We start from the raw sequence: 22,704 nt of genomic DNA on the forward strand, positions 1-22,704 counted from the left end.
GTGACGCGGCCCGCGCGGGATGCCATGGGGACGGCATGGCCCGCCCCGTCGTCCCCGTCTTCGATCCCGCCCGCGCCGCCGAGTACCCTGTCGCCATCGGCTGCGACGAGGTCGGTCGCGGGGCGCTCTGCGGCCCGGTCGTGGTCGCGGCGGTGTTCTTCGATCCCGCCGCGATTCCCCCGGCGCTGCTCGCCGCCCTCGACGACAGCAAGAAGCTGCCGGAATCCGTCCGCGACGCGTTGAGCCCGCTGATCCGGGCCCATGCCCGCGTGGCGCTCGCGGCCGGATCGCGGGAACTCGTCGACCGCATCAACGTGCGCGCGGCGACCCTCGACGCCATGCGCCGGGCGGTGCTGCGCCTGCGACTCGACGGGCCGGTGCTGGTCGACGGACGCGACGCCATCCCCGGCCTGAGCCAGCCCTGCCGGGCGGTGATCGGCGGCGACCGCCTCGTGCCGCAGATCGCGGCGGCCTCCATCGTCGCCAAGACCTTCCGGGACCGGCTGATGCGGGTGCTCGCCCGGCGCTACCCGGACTACGCCTGGGAGCGCAATGTCGGCTACGGCACCGCCGCCCACCGGGCCGGGCTGTTCGCGCGCGGGCGCAGCCCCCACCACCGCCTGACCTTCACGCGCGGGTTCGGAGCCCGGTAGATCAGAACAGCGAGAGCTGGGCGCGCGGAACCGTGAAGGCGGAGGCGTCGAGCCCGAGCCGTTCGGACGGATAGCCGAGCCGCTCCCGCGCCAGCCGCATCCGCCGCGCGATCAGCTCCGCATAGGCCCCCTCGCCCACCATCCGCCGGCCGAAGGCGGCATCGTAGACCTTGCCGCCCCGCGCCTGCCGGATCAGCGAGAAGACATGCTCCCGGCGTCCGGGGAAATGCTCGGCGAACCAGTCCGAGACGAGATCGTCGAGCTCGTGCGGCAGGCGCAGCAGGACATGGCTCGCCTCCCGCGCGCCGCAGGCCCGCGCCTCGGCGAGGATCGCCTCGATCTCGTGATCGTTCAGGGACGGGATGATGGGGGCCGCGATCACCATCACCGGGATGCCCGCCTCGCTCAAGGCGCGGATCGCCTCCAGGCGCCGGCGCGGATGCGGCGCGCGGGGCTCCATGCGGCGGGCGAGATCGGGGTCGAGGGTGGTGACGGACACCGCGACCTTGACGAGGTTCAGGGCCGCCATCTCCGACAGGATGTCGGCGTCGCGTACCACGAGGTTCGATTTCGTCACGATGCCGACGGGGTGGCGGAAGCGCAGCAGCACCTCCAGCACGCTCCGCGTGATGCGGTGGCTGCGCTCGATCGGCTGATAGGGATCCGTCGCGGTCCCGAGCGCGATGGTGCGCGGGGTGTAGCCCCGCGCCGACAGCTCCTTGGCCAGGAGCTTCGCGGCGTCGGGCTTGGCGAAGAGCCGCGTCTCGAAATCGAGCCCCGGCGAGAGCCCGACATAGGAATGGTTCGGCCGCGCGAAGCAGTAGATGCAGCCGTGCTCGCAGCCGCGATACGGGTTGATCGAGCGGTCGAAGGGGATGTCCGGCGAGGCGTTGCGGCTGATGATGCTGCGCGCCGCCTCCCGCGTCACCGTGGTGCGCAGCGGGCCCTCGGGCTCCGGCCTGTCCCAGCCGTCGTCGAAGGCGTCCGTCCGGGTCGCCTCGAAACGGCCGTCGGGATTGGCGGTGGCGCCGCGCCCGCGCCGCGTCCCGGCGGCCTTCTCGCTGGCGGCGAGGCGGCGCGGAGGGGGAGAGGATTCGGGATCGCGGCTCGGCATGGAAAAGAACATAACACGAACATTTGCGGCGAAGAATGCCGCAGCCGCCGGCAACCCCCAGGGATCGTGACGGCACGGCCGGCGAATGCGCGCGCGGGACGCGGATTTCTGTTCCTCAAGCCGAAATCCGGTTATGGGCGCGTATGATATCGGCTCTGACCTATATCGGCCGCCCGGCCGATCCGGATGCGATCGAACGGCTGGCCGACACCCTGAGCGCCCTCGTCGGCGGCGTCGCCGCCGGGCTCGTGGCCGATGCGGTGATCGTGACGGGCGCCGCGCACGAATCCGTCGTGACGGTCGCCGAGGGCACCGGGGCGACGCTGGTGGTGCGCGCCGGGGGCGCGAGCCCTTGGTCGGCCGGCGCCAGGGCGGCGCGGCGTGACTGGGTGCTCTGCCTCGATGCCGGGGACGTGCCGGCCGAGGGCTGGATCCGCACCCTCGACCGCTTCGTCAACACGGCCCGGCCGGAGGTCGCGCTGGCGCGCCTGCGCCGTCCTCACGCGGGCCTGCCCGCCCGCCTCGCCGCCCATGGCGAGGGGGTCATCGGCGTGAAGGGCGTGCGCGCGGGCGATCTCGTGCGCCGCGAGCGCCTCGTCGCCGGCCCGACCATGATGCCGCGCCTCAAGCCGCGCCTGCTGAACGCGAGGCTGGAACGCGCCTGATTTTCGGAGGCCGGTCGAACGGTCTTTTACGGTTTCGGGTCGTGCGTTCGGCGTCGCCCTGCGCCCCCTCTCCCTGCTGCGGGAGAGGGTGGCCCGCGAAGCGGGTCGGGAGAGGGGAGCGCCCTCTCCGGATACGGCGCTCCCCTCTCCCGACCCTCGCTGACGCGAGGGCCACCCTCCGCCGCAACGGGGGGAGGGAGACCTTCAGGCCGTGATCGAGGCGCCGCGGCGCAGGTGCTCGTCGAGGCGGGGCATTATCTCCACGAAGTTGCAGGGCCGGTGGCGGTAGTCGAGCTGCTGGGCGAGGATGCCGTCCCAGGCGTCGCGGCAGGCGCCGGGGGAGCCCGGCAGCACGAAGATGTAGGTCGCCCCCGCAACCCCGGCCGTCGCGCGCGACTGGAGGGTCGAGGTGCCGATCTTGTCGTAGGAGATGCGGTGGAAGACGGCGGAGAAGCCGTCCATGCGCTTCTCGAACAGGGGTTCGAGGGCCTCCGGCGTGACGTCGCGCCCGGTGAAGCCGGTGCCCCCGGTGGTGACGACCACGTCGATGCCCGGATCGCGCACCCAGCTCTCCACCTGCCGGCGGATCGCGTCGATCTCGTCGGGCACGATGGAGCGGGCCGCGAGCCGGTGGCCCGCCTCCGTGAGGCGCTGCTCCAGGGTGTCGCCCGAGCGGTCGTCGGCCCGCGAGCGCGTGTCGGACACGGTGAGCACGGCGATCGACAGCGGCACGAAGGCGCGGGCGGTGTCCTGCGGCGGGGCCATGTCACTCTCCGGTCCTGACGTGGGACGGAGCATAGGGGGCCGGGGAGCGTCCGTCATCGCGGCAAGACGCTCTTCATCTCTGCCTGCGATGCTTCGCGCCGTCGAGGCACGGTCCTTCCAGCGTGACACGTCCACCCGAATCGTCCTCGCCGGGAGCGTTGCCCGACGCCCACGGCGTCGCCGGCTGGCCTCACGGCGACCCGGAGCCGGCGCTCCCGAGACCCGGCACCCTGCCGGACGGGTCGGCATGGCCGCAGGTCCGGGTCCTGATCGTGGAGGGCCCCGGCGCGGCCGCCGACAGCCTCGCCTCGGCGGCGCGCCAGGACTATCCCGAGAGCGACCGCATCGTCCTCGCCGCGCGGGAGGTTCCGGCCGCCCTTGGCGCCTGCGATGCCGATTCCGTCCTGATCCTGCGCTCCGGCGACCTCCTCGCCCCCGGCGCCCTGGCGGCCCTCGCGCTGGAGGCGGCGCTGACCGGGGCTGCGGCCGTGGCGGGACTGCGGGTGCTGTTCGCCGAGCGCGTGCTGGGGCTCGACACGCCCTCCCTCGCCGGCGTCGCGGCCGACGAGCGCGGCGACTTCACCGGCGGCGAGATCCTTTTCTCGCGCCGCGCCGTCGCGGGTCTCGAGGGCGACGGACCGGCGGCCTGGTGGTCGCGTCTGGCGGCGCGCGGGGCTCTGCTGGTTCGCATCGGCCGGCCGGTGCTGCTCCAGCGCGCGGCGCCCGGCTCCTCCGAACGGAGCGGCCGGACCCTGTCCGTCGCCTCGCTCTCCGGCACCGGCCATGCCGGCGGCGCGAGCATCGCCCATCGCCGGCTGGAAGAGGCGCTGTCGCTCTCCGGGCACCGGGTGGAGCCCCTCAACCTCGCCGAGGAATCGCCCCCGGCGGCGGCCGAATGGACGGACGTCTTCCCGCGCGCCGAGGGGCGCGTCCGCGAGGGCGGGTTCGATTGGGTGCTGGCGGGCAACCTGCACGGGGCCACCCGCAGCCTCGACGTACTCGGCCGGATGGCGGCGGAGGTGCCGGTGGCGGCCGTCCTGCACGACCTGTTCCCGCTCACGGGACGCTGCGCCCATCCGAAGGGCTGCGCCCTGATCGAGACCGGCTGCACGGCGGCCTGCCCGACGCCGGACGAGGCGCCGCAGCTCGCGCCGGGCCGCATCGCCGCCATGCATCGGCGCAAGCGCGCCGTCCTGGCGGGCCCTCGCGCGCCGCGCCTGCTCGCGAACTCCGCCTGGACGGAGGCGCAGGCGCATGCCTTCGCACCCGCCGGGGCGAAGGTGTCGCGGGTGACGCTGGCGATCCCCACGGGCGTGTTTCGCCCGGCGGACCGCGCGGCCCTGCGCCGACGCCTCGATTTGCCGGCAACGGATACGCTGGTGATGTTCTCGGCGGTGATCGTCGACGCGCCGGACAAGGGCTTCTCGGACCTGCTCGCCGCGTTGAGGCGCGTGGCGCGGCCCGGCGTCGGGTTCGTCGCCATCGGGCGGCTTGACGATCCGGCCCGGCTCGGCCTGCCCAACCTGTTCTCCCCCGGCCCCATCGGCGAGGAGGCGCGGCTCGCCGACTGGTACGGCGCCTGCGATCTCCACGTCACCGCGAGCCGCTACGAGACCCTCGGGCAGACGCCGCTCGAGGCGGGCCTGTGCGGCACCCCGACCCTCGCCTATCGGCTCACCGGCCTGACGACCTCGGTGATCGACGGCGTCAGCGGACGCCTCGCGGAGCCGGCGCCGGAGGCCCTGGCGGCGGCGCTTGAAGACCTCATCGCCGACGAGCCCGCGCGCCGGCGCCTCGGCGCCTTCGGCCGGATCGCGCTGGAGAACCGCTTCAGCCACGCGGCGGCGGCGATCTCCCTGCACGGGATCCTCTCGGCGGACGGGATCCTGACGGAGCCCGAGCGCCGCTTGCGGTTCGCCCCCGAGATGCTCGGCCGCTTCGCCTTCGCCGCCGACCGCGCCGCCGGAGCCGGCGGCACGGTGGCGGCCCCGTCGCATCCGCTGGTGCGCCGTCTGCGGCAGGCGAAGCAGGCCGTGTTCGGCCGCGAGATGCCCCTCTGGCTGCGGCGCGCGGCTTTCGCCGCCAGCCGCCTCAAGCAGGTCGCAAGGAAGGTCCGAGCATGAACGAGCCGCGGCCGCGCCGGATCTATGTCGACCAGAGCCATGTCCGTGGCCACATCACCGGGATCGAGCGGGTGGCGCTCGACCTGTTCGCGCCCGAGCGGCTGGCGCCGCACGAGGTGGTGCCGTTCCGCAGCGGCGGCGTGCCCCGGATGATCCTCGACCAGCAGCTCACCCTGCCGGCGAAGGCGCTCGCCGAGCGCGACGCGCTGTTCATCTATCCCGGCTTCCCGCCCGGCCCCTTGAGCGCTCTGATGGGCGAGCGCTGCCTGTTCTACGTCCACGACACCTTCCTGCTGTCGCGGCCGCAGGACCTGAACTGGAAGAGCCGGGCCTACATGACGCCGGGCTTCGCGCTCGCCATGCGCTACGCGCGGCGCATCTTCACCAACTCCTTCACCACCGGCGCCGATATCCGGCGCTACTGCTCGCCGGATGCGATGGTCGCGCTGCTGCGGCCGGCGGTGGCGGACGTGTTCGGCCTCGCCGGTTCGAGCGGCGCGGCGCCTTATCGCGAGGGGGAGCCGCTGCGGATTCTCGCCATCGGCACCATCGAACCGCGCAAGGACTACCCCGCCTCCATCGCCCTGGTGGATGCGCTCAACCGGGCGGGCATCCCGGCCGAGCTGCACATCGTCGGCCGCGTCGGCTGGGGCCGGCACGACTTCCTCGCCTCGCCCCCGCCCTTCCTCACCGTCCACGGCTATATCGGCGACGACGCCCTGCGCCGGCTCGCCGAGACCTGCCACCTGCTGCTCTCGACCTCGAAGGCGGAAGGGCTCGGCCTGCCCCTGCTCGAAGTCCAGCATGGCGGCCTGCCAGTGGTGGCGCCGGAGGCCGACATCTTCGCCGAGGTGCTCGGCGCCTCCGCCCTGTTCATTCGGCCCGGCGAGCCCGAGGCGGCCGCCCGCGCGGTCGCGGAGGCCGCGCGCTCCGGCGATCTCGCCCGCCGCGCCGCCCTGTCCCGACCGAACGTGACCCAGTGGAACGCGCTCTGTGCCGCCGATGCCGGGCGCTTCCGCGATTTCGTGCGTAGTGGACCCTCGGCCTACGGGCCGGAAAACCTCGTTCCCGCGCTTTGACTCCGACCCGGCGCCGGGCGGATGATGTCGGGCTGGAGATGCCGCCTCCCTAGAGGGAGGATGCGAGCGTTGAACGGCAGACGACATTAATCTTAACCCGCGAGATAAGCTGTCCGGGGCGATATCGGGCGAGGTTTCGGAAAGACGGGGGAAACGGAAAGCCGTTTATCTGGACGGCACGACGGATGCGACTGGTTGCTTGTCCGTTACCCTTCCTGTCACTTCCGTGCCGATACGGCACGAAAGCCGGCGAGAGGGGCTCCATATCGGAACAGGCACCCGCCGGACGCGGGACGCGGCAGGCAGGTCAGGGAACGATGTCCATGTTCGACTTCGCGACACCCCTTCGTGGCGAGCCTGTGCAGGTGGTCCTGCCCCAGGTCGAGCCCGAGCGCCCGAGCCTCGGAGCGATCCTGCGCCGCCTGAAGCGGGGCGCGAACTTCATCATCCTCGGCGGCCTGTTCATGCTGGCGACCGCCATCGCCGTGCTCGGCCTGCTGACGCCCTCCTACACGTCGAGCATCCAGGTCCTGATCGACCCGTCCGACCTGCGCGTCATCGAGAACGACGTCAGCGCCCGCACCCCGCAGGCCGATAGCGGCGTGTCGCTGGCCGAGAGTCAGGCGCGGGTCATCCAGTCCGACAACGTGCTGCGCCGGGCGATCCTGAAGCTGAACCTCCAGGACGACGACGAGTTCGTGCGGCCCGATTGGGACAACCCGGTCGTCAACGGCCTCAAGCGCGCGCTCGGCATGCTGCCGCCCCCCGCGAGCCGCGATCCCGTCAACCTCGCCCTCGACACCCTGCGGCTGAAGCTCGGCGTGCGCCGGGCCGAGCGCACCTTCGTCATCGACGTCTACGTCCAGTCGCGCGATCCCGAGAAGGCCGCCCGCATCGCCAACGCCATCGGCGACGCCTATTTCGCGGAGGAGGCCGCCGCGCGCACGGAAGCCGCCAAGCGCGCCTCGGACGGGCTCGCGGCCCGGCTCAACGCCCTGCGCCAGGACGTCGAGGACGCCGAGCGCAAGGTCGTCGCCTACCGGGAGGCGAACAAGCTCGTGGCGTCGAGCGGCCGGCTCCTCACCGACCAGCAGCTCAGCGACCTCAACCAGCAGCTCGTCACCGCCTCGATCCGCACGGCGGAGGCGCGCTCGCGGCTCGACCAGGCGCGCAGCATGAAGCTCGGCGATGCCGGCACGGCCCTGCCCGAGATGCTCCAGTCCCTCGAGATGCAGGCCCTGCGGCAGCAATTCGCGACCCTGTCGCGCAACACCGCCGAGCTCGCGACCCGTCTCGGCGAGCGCCATCCCGCCATGGCCGAGCAGTATGCGCAGCAGCGCGACCTCCAGCGCCTGATCCAGCGCGAGAAGGAGCGGATCATCGAGACGACGCAGAAGGACTACGACCGCGCCGCCGCCAGCGAGGCCGCCGTCCGCAAGAATCTCGACCGTGTGAAGACCGAGACCGTCGCCAGCGACCGGGCCAATGTGGGCCTGCGCGAGCTGGAGCGCTCCCTCGAATCCCGCCGGGGCGTCTACGAGGCCTATCTGCGGCGCGCCCGCGAGGCGAGCGAGCAGGAGCGGCTGAACACCACCAACGTGCGCATCATCTCGCCCGCCACCCCGGCGCGCACCCGGACCTGGCCGCCCTCCCCGAAGGTGGTGCTGCCCGTGGCCCTCGTCCTCGGCCTGATCCTCGGGGCGGGCATCGCCCTGATGCTCGGCGACCGCCGCGAGGAGCGCCGCCCCGCCTCACGCAAGGCCGACCTGCCGGTGGCCGCGCGCAGCTTCCGGGCGGCCGATGCGTGAGATCGTCAGTGCATCGGGACGCGACGAGGCCGTGATGGCGCACCGCTTTCGACATCGCCGGCATGGGCGGCCCGCGACCGGGCAGGGGTTGGAGCGCCTCGCGGATGGAGGCCCTGCTGGCGAGGGAGCCACGGCGCAGCAGCGCGGCGCCCGGAAGCGCGGGATCGGCGCGGCCGAGATCCAGGCGCTCGTCGACGGGGCGGCCAATCTCGAGGAACTGCGCCGGGCGCTGATTCTGGAGCGGTCCGGCCTTACCGCGCCGGCCGCGGAGATGCCGGCGCTCCCCGCCGCCGCCGGGCGCGCCGACGAGAGCCCTCCGTCCCCGCCCGTTCCGTCCACGCCTTCTGAGGTCTTCGGCATGAGCCTGCGCCTGTTCGGAACGGTGTTCTCCACCGGATCGGCCACTGAGGTGCTCGCGATGGCGGCCTCGATGCCCGCAATCGGCCCGCGCCTCGTGGTCACGGCCAATATCGATCACGTCGTCGTCCTGTCGGAGAATGCCGCCTTCCGGAAGGCCTATGAGGGCGCCGCCGTGCGGACCCTCGATGGCCTGCCGCTCGTCTGGCTGGCGCGGGCCCTGGGCGCGCGCAAGGCCATCCGCATGACCGGGCACGACCTGCTCGCCGCCGCCTTCGAGGCGCGCCCCGAGCCCGAGACCCGCGTGTTTCTCGTCGCCTCCAGCGACCGCGTGGCGGAGACCATCCGCCGCCGATTCGCGGCGAACGGCCTGCCGCCGGAGGCGATCGCCGCGGCGGTGCCGCCCTTCGGCTTCGAGGAGGACACGGCCTATGGGCGCCATCTCGCGGAGCGTGTCCGTGCCCACGGCACCACGCTGCTGGTGATGGGCGTCGGCGCGCCGAAATCGGAGATCTGGGTCGACCGGATGGGCGAGGCGCTCGGCTCGCCCGTGGTCCTGTCGGTCGGCGAGGCGCTGAACGTCGCCGCCGGGCTGGTGCCGCGCGCGCCCGTGCTCATGCAGCGCATGGGGCTCGAATGGTTCTTCCGTTTCCTGCACGCGCCCCGGCGGCTGTTCAAACGCTACTTCGTGCGCTCCTGGCGCTTCGCGGCCATCGCCTCGCGCGAGTTCGGCCATGTGGTCTGGCGGCCGGCGGCGTCCGCGCCGGTGCGGACCGTCTCCGCCGACAAGCGCCCGGCGCCTTGAGGGATCGCGCTCACGCCCCCGCGAACAGATGCGGGTGGCGCAGGCGCAGCGCGTAGACGAGCACCAGCGTCTTCATGTCGGTGATGGCGCCCCGGTCGCTCATGGCGGCGATCTCCGAGAGCGGCAGCTCGTGCAGGGTGATCGCCTCGTTCTCCTCGGCGAGGCCGCCGCCCGGCCCGCAGCGGTCCTGCTCGCCATAGGGGGCGAGGTACAGGTCCATCTGCTCGGTGGAGATGCCGGGCATGGCGAAGGCGCGCACCACGCTCTCGAGGCGCCCGAGATTGATGCCGGTCTCCTCGTAGGTCTCCCGCCGGGCGCCCTCGTCGGGCTCGTGCTCGTCGAGGAGGCCGGCGGGCGCCTCCAGCATCTCCGGGGACCCGTCCGCCAGGAAGGCCGGCGCCCGGAACTGCGAAACCAGCATCGCCACCCTGCGCTCGGGATCGTAGGGCAGCACGCCGACCGCGCGGCCGTGATCCTCGATCTCGCGCTTGAGCACGCTTCCGTCCGGCATCGTCACCTCGGCGACGACGAACCGGCTCCAGCCGTCATGGACGACGCGCGTGCCGCTGATGATGGGTGGTGCCATGCTGTCCTCCGCGGCCCCCGCGGCCGGCAGCCGCTTAGACGACGTCAGGGAAGCAGGAATGAGGCGGTTCAGCCGCCCCGGACGACGACGAAGCGCAGCGTGCCATCCTCGTGGCACTGCCTTTCCAGCCGGTCGCCCTCCTCGCGGAGCAGGTTGGGGATGTCGATGGCCGCCATCGGGTCGGTGCAGAGCACGGCGACGCGCTCCCCCGGCGCGAGGGCGAGCAGCGCCTTGCGGGTACGCAGCACGGGCAGCGGGCATTTCAGGCCGCGCAGGTCGAGCAGCGGGATGTCCGGTGTCGTTTCGGTCACGGCATGCGGGAACCCGCCGGCGGCGCTCCGGCCGTCGACGGGCTCTTAGGCCAAAGCGGCCCGGCGTGTCAGCCGGGCCGCCCGCGCGGTTCAGTAGGGATAGTAGGCCGGGTATCCGTAGCCGTAGGCCGGATAGCTGTAGCCATAGGCCGGGGCTCCGTAGCCGTAGGCGGGATAGCCGTAGCCGTAGCGGGGCGCCTGGCTCGCGGCGATGGCGCCGCCGATGATGCCGAGCGCGGCGCCGGCTGCCAGCGCACCGCCGGGGCCGATGCCGCGGCGGCGATAGCCGTAGCCGTAACCGCCGCGATAATAGCCGCGGTAGCCGACCTGATCGACGGTGGCGGCGGGGCCCCCGACGACCCCCGAGGTCACGGCGGGAAGGGGGGCGGCCTCGGCGGCGGTGAAGCTGCCTGCGGTGAGCCCGAGCGCGGTGGTGCCGACGAGGGCGAGAGTCAGGATGCGCGACATGGATGATGCCTCCAGCATTGGGCTCATGACGCCGATACAACGGCCAAGCCCGCGATGCGTTCCGACAGCTAGCAAGACCTCGGCGGGCCGTGCGTGCGGCGGCGCACCGTAACCGGCAGCGGTACCGGTGCGAGCCTCGCTATGAAAAGGTGGCTTCCGGCTCTTCGCGACATGCGGGAGAACAGCGGAAACAGACAAGGAATTAGTTCTTTTTCAGGTCGCAGCTCAGCTTGCCCCCATAGAGCTGACCTTCCTGCCAGCAACCGGTCGAGCGGCATTCCCGAAGCTTGGGCGTGCAATGGTCGGACACGCAATTCCTGTCCTGAGGCGCACGCTGTTGACAGCGTTCTGCGCAAACCGACTGAAATGCGCTGCAAGAACTCTGTGCGGATGCACCTTCGAGTCCGACAAGAAGCATGGAGCCGACAACAGCGGCGATCGCGGCAAGTTTCATAGGCGGATATCTCCCCCGCGCATCTCGTGTGCCGAACCTGTCACGACCGAGCCATGCGGGAGCATGAGCGATGCGCCGGGCATGAAGGCGGCGTATCGAAGCTTGCCAGAAGCTCTCTCGATTCTCCCCCGTTTCCACGGCTTTTTTCGCAGTTTGCATGGCAGGGACGCGGTGACGGAGATGGTCCGGGCTGATTCACAAGCCGGACGACCCTGTCCTCATCCCTGCCGGGCTGCGCCATCGAGCGCGTCATCCTGACAAGAACCGAGAGCCCGTCATGCGCTTCCGGAAGCGTGCCCTCGGCGAAGGGTCAGAATACGCATGCCTCGAAGGCCGGCTCGACGGAGCGCTTCCACGGCCCCTCGTAATCGGCGAGCCGGCGCTCGGCATGGGTCTCGCCCGAGGCGACGATGGCTTCGAGGGGCTGGAGATGGATCGTCTCGTCGCGGCCTTCCGCGTCGCGGCGGGCGCGGGCCTGGAGGCCGCGCCGGGAGATCGCCAGCGCCTCCGCCGCGATGGCCCCCAGGCTGCGGCCGGCGACCTGGGTCGCCAGCCCGAGGCGGGGCGCGGTGGCGCGGGCGCATTGGCGGGTCTTCTCGGTCCAGCCGGAGACGAGGTCGAGGGCGGCGTCGAGGGAGCCTTCGTCGTAGAGGATCCCGGTCCAGAAGGCGGCCTGCGCGGCGATCATTCCGGGGCCGCCGACATCGGCGCCGCGCATCTCGAGGAAGCGCTTGAGGCGTACCTCGGGGAAGACGGTGGAGGCGTGGTTCGCCCAGTCGGAGACGGTGGCGAACTCGCGCGGCAACTGCGCCAGTTTGCCGGCCATGAGGTCGCGGAACGAGGCGCCGCTGACGTCGTGATAGGTGTCGCCGCGCTTCACGAAATACATCGGCACGTCGAGCAGCCAGTCGACGTAAGCCTCGTAGCCGAACCCGTCCTCGAAGGCTTGGGGCAGCATGCCGGTGCGGTCGGCGTCGGTGTCGCGCCAGATCTCGGAGCGGCGGGAGAGGAAGCCGTTCGGCCGCCCGTCCGTGAAGGGCGAGTTGGCGAAGAGGGCGGTGGCCACCGGCTGGAGCGCGAGCGAGGCGCGCATCTTGCGCACCATGTCGGGCTCGGACCGGAAATCGACGTTCACCTGCACGGTCGCGGTGCGCAGCATCATGTCGAGGCCGAGAGTGCCGACCTTCGGCATGTAGGACGCCATGATCCGGTAGCGGCTCTTCGGCATGACGGGCGTCTCCTCGCGCCGCCATTTCGGGCTCATGCCGAGATCGAGGAAGCCGATGCCGAGGGGGTCGGCGACGCGCTTTGTCGCCGCCAGATGCTCGTCGAGCTCCCGCGCCGTGGCGTGCACGTCCGGCAGCGGCGCGCCGGAGAGTTCGAACTGGCCGCCGGGCTCGATGGAGATCGCGCCGCCCTCGTCGGCGGCGAGCCCGATGACCTTGCCCGCGTCCTCGATCGGCGCCCAGCCGGTCTCGCGCGAGAGCCCTTCGAGCAGGGCGCGGATGCCGCGCTCGCCCTCGTAGGGCACCGGCGCGTGATTCGCGCGGTAGAACGGGATCTTCTCGTGTTCCGTGCCGATGGCGAAGCGCTCGGTCGGTTTCTCGCCTTGCGCGAACCAGTCGATCAGCTCGGCGCGCGAGGTGAGAGGGGTCGTGTCGGACGTATCGCGCGCCATGCGCTGCCTCGTCGTGCGGAAGAGCTGCGGGAAGCCGGGTGCGCTGAGGTCCGTCTTCGAGACCCGCGTCCGCCTGGAGGGACGTCGCGTCTCTTAGTCGAGCCGGCGGCACCGGACAACGCGTCCCTCCCCGCGCGCCGGGCCGTCCCCGAGGCGGGAGATGCCCGGCCGCACGGGCGGTCTCAAGGCCGGCGATGTGCGCGGGCGCACGCGGGCGTTCAGCGGGCGTCGCCGAGGACGGCCTGGACCAGGGCCATCACCGCCACCGCCGCCGTGTCCGCCCGCAGGATGCGCGGGCCGAGCGACACCGCCACCGTGTTGGGCCGCCGCGCGATCGTCTCGCGCTCCTCGGCGGAGAAGCCGCCTTCCGGCCCGACCAGCACGGCGAGCGGCGGGGAAGACGCGGGGCTGGCCGCGCCCCTCAGGGCCGCGACCGGGTCGGAGACGGGCGCATCCTCGTCGCAGAACACGAGCAGCCGTTCCGGCGCCAGGCCCTCCAGCGCCGCCGGCAGCCTCACCGGCTCGGCGATCTCGGGGATCGTCAGGATGCCGCATTGCTCGGCCGCCTCGACGGCGTTGGCGGACAGGCGCTCGCGGTTCAGCCGGTCCCCTTGCGTGAAGCGCGTGATGACCGGCCGGAGCGTGCCGGCGCCCATCTCCACGGCCTTCTGGGCCAGGTAGTCGAGCCGGGCGCTCTTCAATGGCGCGAACAGGTAGTCGAGATCCGGGCGCGGCGTCTGCGCGCGGGTGCGCTCCACCAGCACCAGATCCGCGCTCTTGCGGCCGGTGGCGTCGAGGCGCGCGCGCCACTCGCCGTCGCGTCCGTTGAAGACGAGAACCGGATCCTCCGGCTTCCGGCGGAGCACGGTGAGCAGGTAGTTCGCCTGGGCCCGGTCCAGGGGAAGACGGGCGCCGGCCGCGAGGTCCGGCGTCACGTACAGGCGCGGCGCGGTGAAGTCGTAGGCGGCCATCCCCGCTTCGTCGCGTGCTCATGCGGGGGCTGTCAACGTGGCCGGCCCGCGACGTGTTGCATGAATGCAATGCACATTCGTTTTCCGAATGTTGCCCACCGCCGCGAGCCCGAGAACCCTCGCGGCTCGATTGGTGCCACATTCCTATGCGCAACCCAGGGACGAGGCACGGCAGGACCGCGCCCGGATTCGGCGGCCCCGGCGACGGAGCGGCCGCCGGGGCATCGGCGACAAGGGAGACGAGCCATGTTTTCGAAGACCATCGCGATCGTGGCGGGCGGGCTCGCCTGCGCCATGCTCATGAACGGCGCGGCCTTCGCGCAGGCCGCCGCCGAGTGCGGCGAGATCCAGAAGACGCTCCAGGAGCGCAAGGACCTCGTGGCCAAGGCCAACGTGGCCTCGAACAGCAAGAAGAAGATGACCCCGCAGGAAGCCTGCGGCCTGTTCGGCAAGCTCCAGGCCAACGGTGCCGCCGGCCTGAAATGGATCACCGCCAACAAGGAATGGTGCTCGATCCCCGATTCCTTCGCCGACGGCTTCAAGGCCGATCACGAGAAGGTCTCCGGCATCCGCGCCAAGGTCTGCTCGGTGGCGGCCCAGGCGACCAAGATGGAAGCCCAGGCCCGCGCCCAGGCTCAGAACGGCGGCGGTGGCGGCCTGCTCGGCGGTCCCGGCCTCACCGGCTCGTTCAAGATGCCCCAGGGCGCGCTCTAGAATCGGGCGACGGGCGCATGATGCGCTCACGCGCCCGAGTCCATCCATGAGCGGCGGGGCCGAGGATGTCGGCGTCGCCGATGCCGTCGCCGGGCACTGGGTCGACCGGCTCGCGCCGCGCGCCGCCCGCCCCTATCTGCGCCTCGCGCGCATCGACCGGCCCATCGGCTGGTGGCTGCTGTTGCTGCCTTGCTGGTGGTCCTCGGCGCTGGCCGCGAGCGCGAAGGGCGCTGCCTTTCCCGATATCCGCCATCTGGCGCTGTTCCTCGTCGGCGCGGTGGCCATGCGCGGTGCCGGCTCGACCTATAACGACATCGCCGACCGCGACCTCGACGCGCAGGTGGAGCGCACGCGCCGCCGCCCCCTCCCCTCCGGTCAGGTGAGCACCAAGGCCGCCGCCGTGTTCCTCGCGGCGCAGGCGATGGTCGGCTTGTGCGTCCTGCTTCAGTTCAACGCCGCCGCGATCCTCGTCGGGGTCTGCTCGCTGGTGCCGGTGGCGGTCTATCCGTTCATGAAGCGGGTGATGCCGATGCCGCAGGCGGTGCTCGGCCTCGCCTTCGCCTGGGGCGCGCTGATGGGCTGGGTCGCCGCGTTCGGGCGCCTCGATGCGCCGGCGCTGCTGCTCTACGCGGGGACGATCGCCTGGGTGGTCGGCTACGACACGATCTACGCGGTGCAGGATATCGAGGACGACGAGATCGCCGGCATCCGCTCCTCGGCGCGCTTCTTCGGGACGCGCCTGAAGGCGGCCGTCGGTCTCTGCTACGGGCTCTGCGCGGCGCTGATCGCGGCGGCCATGGCCGGGGCGGGAAGCGGCCTCGTCGGCTGGCTCGGGCTCGCCCTGTTCGGGGCCCATCTGTTCGCCCAGGTCCACCGGCTGAAGGAGCGCGACGGCCGGGGGGCGCTCGCCCTGTTCCGCTCGAACCGGAACGCGGGGCTGATTCTGTTCGCGGGGCTCGCGGCGGATACCGCGATTCGCTCGCTGCTCGCCTGATCGGTCTCAGGAGCGGGCGATGATCTCGTTCTCGTTCCGGTGGATCTGCGGACGGGCCGGGAGACGGCCGGTCTTGCGGCGGGTGAGAAAGCGCGGGCGGCGCTCGCCGAGCGACCCGTGGCGACGGCGGATGCGGGTGCCGCCGAGCGCCAGCCGCCCGACCTGCGGGGCGACGACGGCGAGGCCGCCGTCCTCGCGCAGGATCATGCGCGGCAGGCCGCTCTTGAGGGCGAGATCGCGCCAGACCGCCACGACATCCTCCTCGCAGAACGGCCCGAGGGTCGAGACCGGCTCGCCGTGCCCGTCGACCAGCACCAGCGAGAAGCGGTCCTCGCCGCAGCCCTCCGCCGCCTCGCTGGCGAAACTGAGCGCGACGCCGGCCGGCCGGACCGCATGAGGCAGGCCGCCGATCACGGGCAGCGTCGTGACGGAGAGCGCGAAGTCGATCGCGCCGATTCCGTCCTGCCGCCAGCCGTCCGTCGATGTCGTGCTCATGATCAGGTTCGTATTCATCTGCCTGACGCCCTGTTGCAAGCCGCGACCTCTTTCGGGCCGCTCGTTGTCCCAAGCAAAATGCCTCGATACCTGCTCAGGCGACCTTAAGCGGCAGCGTTAAGCGATCATGGATTCGGTCCAACCGATTCGGATGCTCAACAGATCATTGTCGCGGTCGCGACAACGCATCCGGTGAGGTTCGGTAAACCCTGCTTGTGAGGCTCGATCCGGCGCCTTAGAACGGTTGCAGCAAAGCTCCCGGCCAAGCCGCGCAGCGCCCGTCGCCGCGGCTCGTCGGGATCCCCAGACTGGTCGCGCTCGCTGCGGCTCGCGTTCAACGCTCGCGTTCAAGCGTATCGCCGAGGGTCGGTTGCCCATGCCCGACAGGATGTCACCGGAGGCGGCGCTGGCGCTGATGCCGGCCGTGCGAGAGGCGGTCCGCGCAGCGGCCGCCATCGCGCTCCCCTTCTTCAAGCCGGGGGCCGAGACGAGCGCGCGGGTCTGGTCGAAGGCCGGCGGCTCGCCCGTCACGGAGGCCGATGTCGAGGTCGACGCCTTCCTCAAGGTGCGCCTGAGCGAGCTGCTGCCGGAAGCCGCCTGGCTCTCCGAGGAGACGCGCGACGATCCGGTGCGCCTGGAGCACGACCTCGTCTGGATCGTGGACCCCATCGACGGCACCCGCGCCTTCCTCTCGGGGCATCGGGACTGGTCGATCGCCGTCGCCCTGCTCTCGGTGGGGCAGCCGGTGCTCGGCATCGTCGATGCCCCCGCCTGCCGCCATTCCTACGAGGCCGTCGCCGGGCACGGCGCCTTCCGCGACGGCGCCCCGATCCGGGTGTCGTCGCGCACGACCCTGCCCGGCGCCCGCGTCACCGGCCCGAAGCCCCTGTTTAACAGGCTGGCGCGGGGCGTGGCTCCCGGCGGAGATGCCGGCTTCGAGCGCATCGAGCGCATTCCGTCGCTGGCCCTGCGCGTCGCCCGCGTCGCCGATGGCGCCATCGACGTGGGGCTGGTCTCGAAGGACGCGCGCGACTGGGACCTCGCCGGGGCCGATCTCATCCTGCGCGAGGCCGGCGGCGCGGTCTGCGATCTCGCGGGCCGGCCGACGCTCTACAACCGGCCCGACCCCGTCCATGGCGAACTGATCGCCGCGCCGGCGGGGCTGATCGGAGGGATCGTCGCGGCGCTGGGCTGAGCGTCCGCCCGTATGGACCCGCGCGCATGGAAAAGCCCGCGCGAGCGGAGGCTCGGCGGGCCGTTGGTTGGCGTGGATACTGCCGGAGCGCGCTCAGGCGCGGGCGGATTCCCGCAGGGCGACGGCCATCGGCGCGAGGCCGAGCCGGTCCGCCAGATGCCAGCGCAGTTCGCGCGGCGAATGGTAGTTGTAGGAGAGATCGATCAGGTGGCTCATGTCGAGCGCGGTCTCGCCGCGGCTCGGAGCCTGACGCAGGCGCGCGACCTTGAAGGTCGCCGCGTCCGTGACGGGCGACCGCGCCGCGCGGCGCGGGGTGTACTCGAAAATCATTGCGGTGATGGTGTGCTTTCCCTTCGGCGGGAACCCGTTCTGAAAGGGCTCGTCCCACCGTCGTTTCTGGTTATGGGTGTTTGATGTTCCGTCCGGCGCGTCCGGACCTTGTGCAGGGCGGAAGCGTCGGATGGGGGTCGGCCGTTGGCTATGGCCGTGTCGTCAAGGCGTCGGCCCTGAGAAGGTCGGCAGGACCTCAGGCCGCCTGAAGGCTGCCCACGGCATCCTTGCCGCTGCGCTTGTCGGTCACGATGTCGTAACTGACCTTCTGCCCCTCGATGAGGTTGCGCATGCCGGCACGCTCGACGGCGGAGATGTGAACGAACACGTCCTTGCCGCCGTCATCGGGCTGGATGAAGCCGTAGCCCTTGGTCTCGTTGAACCACTTCACAGTACCAGTATTCACGAATAGAACCTCGTCTCGTCCGTCGGCCGAATCCATGCGTCTTCGCAGAACGCGCGAAACGGCCTCGTCCTCGATATGAATGAGCGGCAGGGCGTGAGACGCTGGCCTCGAGAGCACCCGTCTCACCGTGGCCCTCCGATTGCGTATGTAGGCTTTCCATGTGGCCTCAGCAAGGCCGGCCCCGTGCATTCACGCGTCCGAAACGACGCCGGCAGGGCGCGACACGGCGACCCGCGCGCTGTGGTCTTCCTCCGCGAGGGGACATATAGAACAGGTCGGAGAGGCAGTTAGGCGATCCATGGCGGGCATCTCGGTTTCCCTCGAAGGCGCGAATATCCAGTTGTCCTTCCAGAAGGACGATCAGGCGACGGCGGTGGTGATGGATGCCCGCGCCGCCCGCGCGCTGGTGCGGGCGGTGGGCCAGTTGCTGACCGCCATCGACGAGCCCGCCGACCCGGAGATCCCCGAGGATCTCTCCGACGAGGACATCGCCATGCTCGACGTGACCTCCTCGGCGATCGAGGTGGGCACCGACGAGCAGGGCCAGGCGGTCGTCGCGCTGCAAGCCGGCGCGCTGCCCCCGTTCCAGCTCCGCCTCACCGACGAGGAGGCCCGCCACGTCGCGACGAGCCTCTCGGAGATCCTGAACGCCCCGCGCGACGTTCGTGCCTCCCACGGCGGTCACTGACCACGAGGCCACCGACCGCCGCCGGAGCGCGCTTCAGCGCCGGACGCCGGGGTCGGTGGGGCCTCCGGGCAGGTAGTCCGGCTCGGAGCCCGGCGCGTCGGGGTCGCCGATGCCGGGATCGTTCACGGGATAGGGCGTGCGCGGGCCGGTCGGCCCGATATCCGGCTCCTCGTCGGGGATCGGCGGAGGCGGCATGTCGCCGGGGATGCCGCCGCCGGGCGTGGGTTCGGGGGTCGGGAGGCCGGGATTGGCCATGCGGCTCTTCCTCTCGCTGTGTGGGGATGGCGGTTGAACAAGCCGCCGGGAGGAACGGTTCCGCACGGCGAGACGCCTCCCCGCCGTGTCGGAACCCATCGCGGCGCCCCTGGTTGGCGGGGTATCCCCCACCGACATGGAGGTCTTTCATGGCCGATATCAAGCAGGCGAAGATCCTGATCCTCTCCACCGACGGCTTCGAGCAGAGCGAGCTGACGGTGCCGCAGACCGAGCTCACCCGTGCCGGGGCGACGGTGCATGTCGCCGCCCCGAAGTCCCGCGAGAACCGGGACACGATCCGTGGCTGGGACAAGACCGATTGGGGCAAGAGCGTCGCCGTCGACAAGGATGCCGAGGCGGTCGATGCCGAGGATTACGACGCCCTGGTGCTGCCCGGCGGACAGATCAACCCGGACAAGCTGCGGCTGGAGCCGAAGGCGCTCGACCTGATCCGCGCCTTTCTCACCTCCGGCAAGCCCGTGGCCGCCATCTGCCACGCGCCGTGGCTGCTGGTGGAGGTCGGCGCCGCCAAGGGGCTGGAGATGACCTCCTACGCCTCGATCCGCACCGATGTCATCAATGCGGGCGGGACATGGGTCGACCGTGAGGTCGTCACCGATCGCGGCATCGTCACGAGCCGCAATCCGGGCGATCTCGAAGCCTTCTGCGCCAAGATCGTGGAGGAGGTGAAGGAGGGGCGGCACGAGCCGCGCAAGCTCGCCGCCTGACGGGCGTGGCCGGACCCCGCATCGCGATGGACGTTTGCCGGCTCAGCGCTTGGCGGGCGTCTTCGCGGCGGCTTTCGCGGCCGGCTTCGCCGCGGCGGCGGGAGCGGCGGCTCCGGCTCCCGCGATCAGCATGGAGAGATGGCGCTGGTCGAGCCCGCGCGTGACGGGCTCGGCCTTCGGCGCGTCGGGCACGGGGCGCTCGACGCGGCGCTGATCGATGGAGCCGGTGGTCGCCGGGTCGGGCATCGCCGCGATGGCCGTGGTGAGCGGGCTCGGCGCGCGGTTCATGCGCATGGCCCAATGGGCCGCCGTGGAAAGCGCGGCGATGGCCAGGATCGCCTTGATGCCGCCGGTGACGAGGCGCCGCATGATGGTCAGGCCCGAAGTGACGCAGGAACACGCGGCCGGTTCCCCGGCCTGCCTGCATCTTCCATCGGGATCGTGAATGAAGCGCTTCCAGGCGGCCGGACGGCCGGTCCCGGAATGAGGCAAGCGAGCGAGGGGCGCGTTTCCGTAGGCCAAGTCCATGGGCCAAGTCCATGGGCCAAGTCCATGGGCCAAGTCCGTGGGCCATGCGCCGGGGCCGCGGTTCCTGTTCCCCGCGCTCCCGACACGCTTGCAGCGACCCGGCCCACTGAGCCTCACAGGAACGGCGCAGAGAACTGGTCCGCGCCGCCCCGTCACTGCAAGCCCCGCCGCCATGCCGGCCCGAGAGGGCTCGCGAAACCATCGGACGCATCGGCGGCAGGGGAGCGCGGATGTAGGCCGAGCACGGCCGTGGGGCAACCGGCGGCCGCCGAAGGTCGGCTCAGTGCTGCGACAGGATCAGGGTGATGAGCACGGCCGCGGCGCAGACGAACATCACGACGCCGAGCGCAAGGCCGGCCAGAGTCGTGGTCGAGATGTAGCTCACGGCGACCCCGCCGGCGATGCGGGCGAGACCCTGCCGGTCTGCGGCCGATGCGGTGCCGGTGGGATGTCCGCAGGACGGGCAGGCGATCGCCCGAGCGGAGATGCGGTGCTGGCAGGCGGGGCAGGAGATCAACAGCGTCATCGGATGCCTCCCTGTCGGGGCTGCCGGGGAGCGGCAACCTTGACCATGGGAGAACGTCCGCCCGCGAGGGGCGGTTCCGGCGTACGTCTCGGGCAAGCGAGGCGGGCGCCGGCCTGAACCGGCGCCCGGAAACGTCTCAGCGCAGCGAGCCGCAGAAGCGCTGGATGCGGGTGCAGGCTTCCTCCAGCGCCTTGTTCGAGGTGGCGTAGGAGATGCGCAGGTTCGGGCCGAGCCCGAAGGCCGAGCCGTGGACGGCGGCGACGCCCTCGGCCTGGAGGAGCTCCGTGACGAAATCCTCGTCGGTCTCGATGGTCTTGCCGGATTCCGTCTTGCGGCCGATGAGCGCGGCGCAGGACGGATAGACGTAGAAGGCGCCCTCCGGCGACGGGCATTTCAGGCCGGTGGCCTGGTTCAGCATCGAGACAACGAGGTCGCGCCGCTCCTGGAAGGCCGCCTTGAAGCGGGCGAGATGCTCCTGCGTGCCGTCGAGCGCGGCCACCGCCGCCCATTGCGAGATGGAGGAGGCGCCCGAGGTCTGCTGGCCCTGCACGAAGTCCATGGCCTTGATGAGCTGCTCGGGGCCGGCGGCGTAACCGATGCGCCAGCCGGTCATCGCGTAGGCCTTGGAGACGCCGTTCATGGTGAGCGTGCGGTCGTAGAGGCCGGGCTCCACCTGCGCCGGGGTGACGAACTCGAAATCGCCGTAGGTGAGATGCTCGTACATGTCGTCGGTGAGCACCCAGACCTGCGGATGGCGCATCAGCACGTCGGTGATCTTCTTCAGCTCGGCGCGGGAATAGGCGGCCCCCGAGGGGTTCGAGGGCGAGTTGAGGATGATCCACTTGGTCTTCGGCGTGATGACGCGCTCCAGCTCCTCCGGCTGGAGCTTGAAGTCGTGGGCCATGTCGGTCTCGGCGAAGACGGGCGTGCCGCCGCACAGCACCACCATCTCCGGGTAGGACACCCAGTAGGGGCGCGGCACCACGACCTCGTCGCCGGGGTTCAGGGTGGCGAGCAGCGCGTTGTAGATGACGTGCTTGCCGCCGGTGCCGACGATGGTCTGCGAGACCTTGTAGTCGAGCCCGTTCTCGCGCTTGAACTTCTTGACGATGGCCTCGCGCAGCGGAACGATGCCGGAGACGGGCGGATACTTGGTCTCGCCGCGCCGGATCGCCTCGATGGCGGCCTCCTTGATGTGGTCTGGCGTATCGAAGTCCGGCTCGCCCACCGACAGGCTGATGACGTCCATGCCGCCGGCTTTCAGCTCGCGCGCCTTCTGCGTCATCGCGATGGTCGCGGAGGGCTTCACGCGGGAAAGGGCGTCGGCAAGAAAGCCCATGTCGGTCGTCTCCGGTGATCGGTGGTCGTCTGCGAGGGGCCCGGTTTTGCGGGCGCGCGGACCCTAGTCCTGGCATTCCAGGCGGGCAAGACGCCGGCGGAAGGCGCGCACCGCCTTTGTCATGCATCCGTCGCAAGCCTGTCGCGGGGCCCGAAACGACGGCGCCCCCCGGATGCGGTGATCCGGGGGGCGCTCGCGATAGGACGCTTGTCCGCTCAGTAGCGGCAGACGCGCCGGGGACCGAACGGGGACGGGCGCCAGAAGCAGCGCGGACCGCCATAGTAGCGCGGGCGGGCGAAGGGACGGCAGCGCCCCCAGGCATCGCGGCCGAATCCGGGGCCGCAGCCCATGGCGACGCGCTCCACCGTGGCGCCTCCGGCGAGGCCGGCGGCGTCGCCAGGCCCGATCGGGGCGGCGTTCGCCGTGGAGACGGCACCGAGGCCGCCGAGCGCGAGAGCGGCGCTGACGCCGAGCATCCAGCGTGTCGACATACTTGGGTCCTCCTTGTCGCGGCCGACGCGGGGTTTGGGTGAAGCGTGGCCGTGTCGCGATATCACCGCATGCGGCATTGCCTCGGGCTTTGCGCGACATGACGGTTTGGACAGGTCGCCCCGGCATGGGGCGCTCCGCCGGAGGGCTTACCTCGGGCGGCGGGATGAAAGGGCAAGG

Annotated in this window: 26 protein-coding genes; 11 read left to right on the top strand and 15 right to left on the bottom strand. The window is 71.4% G+C overall.

Annotated features, from left to right (window positions below):
- The first annotated feature begins 35 nt into the window (after positions 1 to 35).
- Positions 36 to 653: a ribonuclease HII gene (locus ACP56T_RS01570; RefSeq protein WP_430910340.1), complete on the top strand. Its 618-nt coding sequence runs from the start codon at positions 36 to 38 to the stop codon at positions 651 to 653.
- A gap of 1 nt (position 654) precedes the next feature.
- On the opposite strand, the gene ACP56T_RS01575 is transcribed toward ACP56T_RS01570, so the two are convergent.
- Positions 655 to 1,767, bottom strand: a complete 1,113-nt coding sequence (locus tag ACP56T_RS01575) for a PA0069 family radical SAM protein (RefSeq protein WP_430910531.1) — start codon at positions 1,765 to 1,767, stop codon at positions 655 to 657.
- 143 nt (positions 1,768 to 1,910) lie between these two features.
- On the opposite strand from ACP56T_RS01575, the gene ACP56T_RS01580 reads away from it, so the two are divergent.
- On the top strand, positions 1,911 to 2,432 hold the full coding sequence (locus ACP56T_RS01580) for a hypothetical protein (RefSeq protein ID WP_430910341.1): 522 nt from the start codon (positions 1,911 to 1,913) through the stop codon (positions 2,430 to 2,432).
- 204 nt (positions 2,433 to 2,636) lie between these two features.
- Here the strand turns inward: ACP56T_RS01580 and moaB are convergent, their stop codons facing one another.
- Positions 2,637 to 3,197, bottom strand: a complete 561-nt coding sequence (gene moaB, locus ACP56T_RS01585; protein WP_430910342.1) for a molybdenum cofactor biosynthesis protein B — start codon at positions 3,195 to 3,197, stop codon at positions 2,637 to 2,639.
- A 122-nt stretch (positions 3,198 to 3,319) separates the two neighbouring features.
- On the opposite strand from moaB, the gene ACP56T_RS01590 reads away from it, so the two are divergent.
- From ACP56T_RS01590 to ACP56T_RS01605, 4 genes are all read left to right on the top strand, one after another.
- Positions 3,320 to 5,320, top strand: a complete 2,001-nt coding sequence (locus ACP56T_RS01590; RefSeq protein ID WP_430910343.1) for a glycosyltransferase — start codon at positions 3,320 to 3,322, stop codon at positions 5,318 to 5,320.
- Positions 5,317 to 6,399 carry a glycosyltransferase gene (locus ACP56T_RS01595; protein ID WP_430910344.1) on the top strand — a complete coding sequence of 361 codons (1,083 nt, stop codon included), beginning with the start codon at positions 5,317 to 5,319 and terminating at the stop codon, positions 6,397 to 6,399. Before ACP56T_RS01590 ends, ACP56T_RS01595 begins: the two co-directional genes overlap by 4 nt.
- Positions 6,400 to 6,716: 317 nt before the next feature.
- On the top strand, positions 6,717 to 8,207 hold the full coding sequence (locus ACP56T_RS01600; protein WP_430910345.1) for a GumC family protein: 1,491 nt from the start codon (positions 6,717 to 6,719) through the stop codon (positions 8,205 to 8,207).
- Entirely contained in the window at positions 8,200 to 9,369 is a 1,170-nt protein-coding gene (locus ACP56T_RS01605; protein ID WP_430910346.1) for a WecB/TagA/CpsF family glycosyltransferase, read from the top strand. Before ACP56T_RS01600 ends, ACP56T_RS01605 begins: the two co-directional genes overlap by 8 nt.
- A 10-nt stretch (positions 9,370 to 9,379) precedes the next feature.
- Here ACP56T_RS01605 and ACP56T_RS01610 read toward each other — a convergent pair whose 3' ends face one another.
- The 5 genes from ACP56T_RS01610 to ACP56T_RS01630 form a co-directional block, all read right to left on the bottom strand.
- The gene (locus tag ACP56T_RS01610; RefSeq protein ID WP_430910347.1) at positions 9,380 to 9,955 is read right to left on the bottom strand and encodes an NUDIX domain-containing protein; all 576 of its coding nucleotides are present in this window, start codon (positions 9,953 to 9,955) and stop codon (positions 9,380 to 9,382) included.
- 68 nt (positions 9,956 to 10,023) lie between these two features.
- The gene (locus tag ACP56T_RS01615; protein WP_430910348.1) at positions 10,024 to 10,266 is read right to left on the bottom strand and encodes a sulfurtransferase TusA family protein; all 243 of its coding nucleotides are present in this window, start codon (positions 10,264 to 10,266) and stop codon (positions 10,024 to 10,026) included.
- 90 nt (positions 10,267 to 10,356) lie between these two features.
- Positions 10,357 to 10,734 carry a hypothetical protein gene (locus tag ACP56T_RS01620; protein WP_430910349.1) on the bottom strand — a complete coding sequence of 126 codons (378 nt, stop codon included), beginning with the start codon at positions 10,732 to 10,734 and terminating at the stop codon, positions 10,357 to 10,359.
- 764 nt (positions 10,735 to 11,498) lie between these two features.
- Entirely contained in the window at positions 11,499 to 12,866 is a 1,368-nt protein-coding gene (locus tag ACP56T_RS01625) for a glutamate--cysteine ligase (RefSeq protein WP_430910350.1), read from the bottom strand.
- A 218-nt stretch (positions 12,867 to 13,084) separates the two neighbouring features.
- A complete protein-coding gene (locus ACP56T_RS01630) occupies positions 13,085 to 13,837 on the bottom strand; it encodes a 16S rRNA (uracil(1498)-N(3))-methyltransferase (RefSeq protein ID WP_430910351.1) in 753 nt (250 codons plus the stop codon).
- 294 nt (positions 13,838 to 14,131) lie between these two features.
- Between ACP56T_RS01630 and ACP56T_RS01635 the strand changes: the two genes are divergently transcribed.
- Together ACP56T_RS01635 and ubiA are read left to right on the top strand one after the other, a co-directional pair.
- Entirely contained in the window at positions 14,132 to 14,551 is a 420-nt protein-coding gene (locus ACP56T_RS01635; RefSeq protein ID WP_430910532.1) for a hypothetical protein, read from the top strand.
- Positions 14,552 to 14,597: 46 nt separating this feature from the next.
- Entirely contained in the window at positions 14,598 to 15,545 is a 948-nt protein-coding gene (gene ubiA / locus ACP56T_RS01640) for a 4-hydroxybenzoate octaprenyltransferase (RefSeq protein ID WP_430910352.1), read from the top strand.
- A 6-nt stretch (positions 15,546 to 15,551) separates the two neighbouring features.
- Here ubiA and ACP56T_RS01645 read toward each other — a convergent pair whose 3' ends face one another.
- On the bottom strand, positions 15,552 to 16,040 hold the full coding sequence (locus tag ACP56T_RS01645; RefSeq protein ID WP_430910353.1) for a DUF6101 family protein: 489 nt from the start codon (positions 16,038 to 16,040) through the stop codon (positions 15,552 to 15,554).
- Positions 16,041 to 16,416: 376 nt separating this feature from the next.
- Here ACP56T_RS01645 and ACP56T_RS01650 point away from each other — a divergent pair, with 376 nt between their 5' ends.
- A complete protein-coding gene (locus ACP56T_RS01650) occupies positions 16,417 to 17,235 on the top strand; it encodes a 3'(2'),5'-bisphosphate nucleotidase CysQ (protein WP_430910354.1) in 819 nt (272 codons plus the stop codon).
- 93 nt (positions 17,236 to 17,328) lie between these two features.
- Here ACP56T_RS01650 and ACP56T_RS01655 read toward each other — a convergent pair whose 3' ends face one another.
- Both ACP56T_RS01655 and ACP56T_RS01660 read right to left on the bottom strand, forming a co-directional pair.
- Complete coding sequence (locus ACP56T_RS01655) at positions 17,329 to 17,565, bottom strand: AsnC family transcriptional regulator (protein WP_430910355.1); 237 nt, start codon at positions 17,563 to 17,565, stop codon at positions 17,329 to 17,331.
- 196 nt (positions 17,566 to 17,761) lie between these two features.
- A complete protein-coding gene (locus ACP56T_RS01660; protein WP_430910356.1) occupies positions 17,762 to 17,971 on the bottom strand; it encodes a cold-shock protein in 210 nt (69 codons plus the stop codon).
- A 298-nt stretch (positions 17,972 to 18,269) separates the two neighbouring features.
- Here ACP56T_RS01660 and ACP56T_RS01665 point away from each other — a divergent pair, with 298 nt between their 5' ends.
- A complete protein-coding gene (locus ACP56T_RS01665; RefSeq protein WP_430910357.1) occupies positions 18,270 to 18,659 on the top strand; it encodes a hypothetical protein in 390 nt (129 codons plus the stop codon).
- A 33-nt stretch (positions 18,660 to 18,692) separates the two neighbouring features.
- On the opposite strand, the gene ACP56T_RS01670 is transcribed toward ACP56T_RS01665, so the two are convergent.
- Positions 18,693 to 18,914 carry a hypothetical protein gene (locus ACP56T_RS01670; RefSeq protein ID WP_430910358.1) on the bottom strand — a complete coding sequence of 74 codons (222 nt, stop codon included), beginning with the start codon at positions 18,912 to 18,914 and terminating at the stop codon, positions 18,693 to 18,695.
- Positions 18,915 to 19,063: 149 nt separating this feature from the next.
- Here ACP56T_RS01670 and ACP56T_RS01675 point away from each other — a divergent pair, with 149 nt between their 5' ends.
- A complete protein-coding gene (locus ACP56T_RS01675) occupies positions 19,064 to 19,642 on the top strand; it encodes a type 1 glutamine amidotransferase domain-containing protein (protein ID WP_430910359.1) in 579 nt (192 codons plus the stop codon).
- Positions 19,643 to 19,684: 42 nt separating this feature from the next.
- Here ACP56T_RS01675 and ACP56T_RS01680 read toward each other — a convergent pair whose 3' ends face one another.
- From ACP56T_RS01680 to ACP56T_RS01695, 4 genes are all read right to left on the bottom strand, one after another.
- Positions 19,685 to 20,011, bottom strand: coding sequence for a hypothetical protein (locus tag ACP56T_RS01680; protein WP_430910360.1), 327 nt, complete (start codon positions 20,009 to 20,011; stop codon positions 19,685 to 19,687).
- A 439-nt stretch (positions 20,012 to 20,450) separates the two neighbouring features.
- Positions 20,451 to 20,696, bottom strand: a complete 246-nt coding sequence (locus ACP56T_RS01685) for a zinc ribbon domain-containing protein (protein WP_430910361.1) — start codon at positions 20,694 to 20,696, stop codon at positions 20,451 to 20,453.
- Positions 20,697 to 20,832: 136 nt separating this feature from the next.
- Positions 20,833 to 22,035: a pyridoxal phosphate-dependent aminotransferase gene (locus ACP56T_RS01690; protein ID WP_430910362.1), complete on the bottom strand. Its 1,203-nt coding sequence runs from the start codon at positions 22,033 to 22,035 to the stop codon at positions 20,833 to 20,835.
- A 215-nt stretch (positions 22,036 to 22,250) separates the two neighbouring features.
- Complete coding sequence (locus ACP56T_RS01695) at positions 22,251 to 22,526, bottom strand: GCG_CRPN prefix-to-repeats domain-containing protein (RefSeq protein ID WP_430910363.1); 276 nt, start codon at positions 22,524 to 22,526, stop codon at positions 22,251 to 22,253.
- Between the last annotated feature and the right edge of the window lie 178 nt (positions 22,527 to 22,704).

Source organism: Methylobacterium endophyticum (genome assembly GCF_050591105.1).
Taxonomy (GTDB): domain Bacteria; phylum Pseudomonadota; class Alphaproteobacteria; order Rhizobiales; family Beijerinckiaceae; genus Methylobacterium.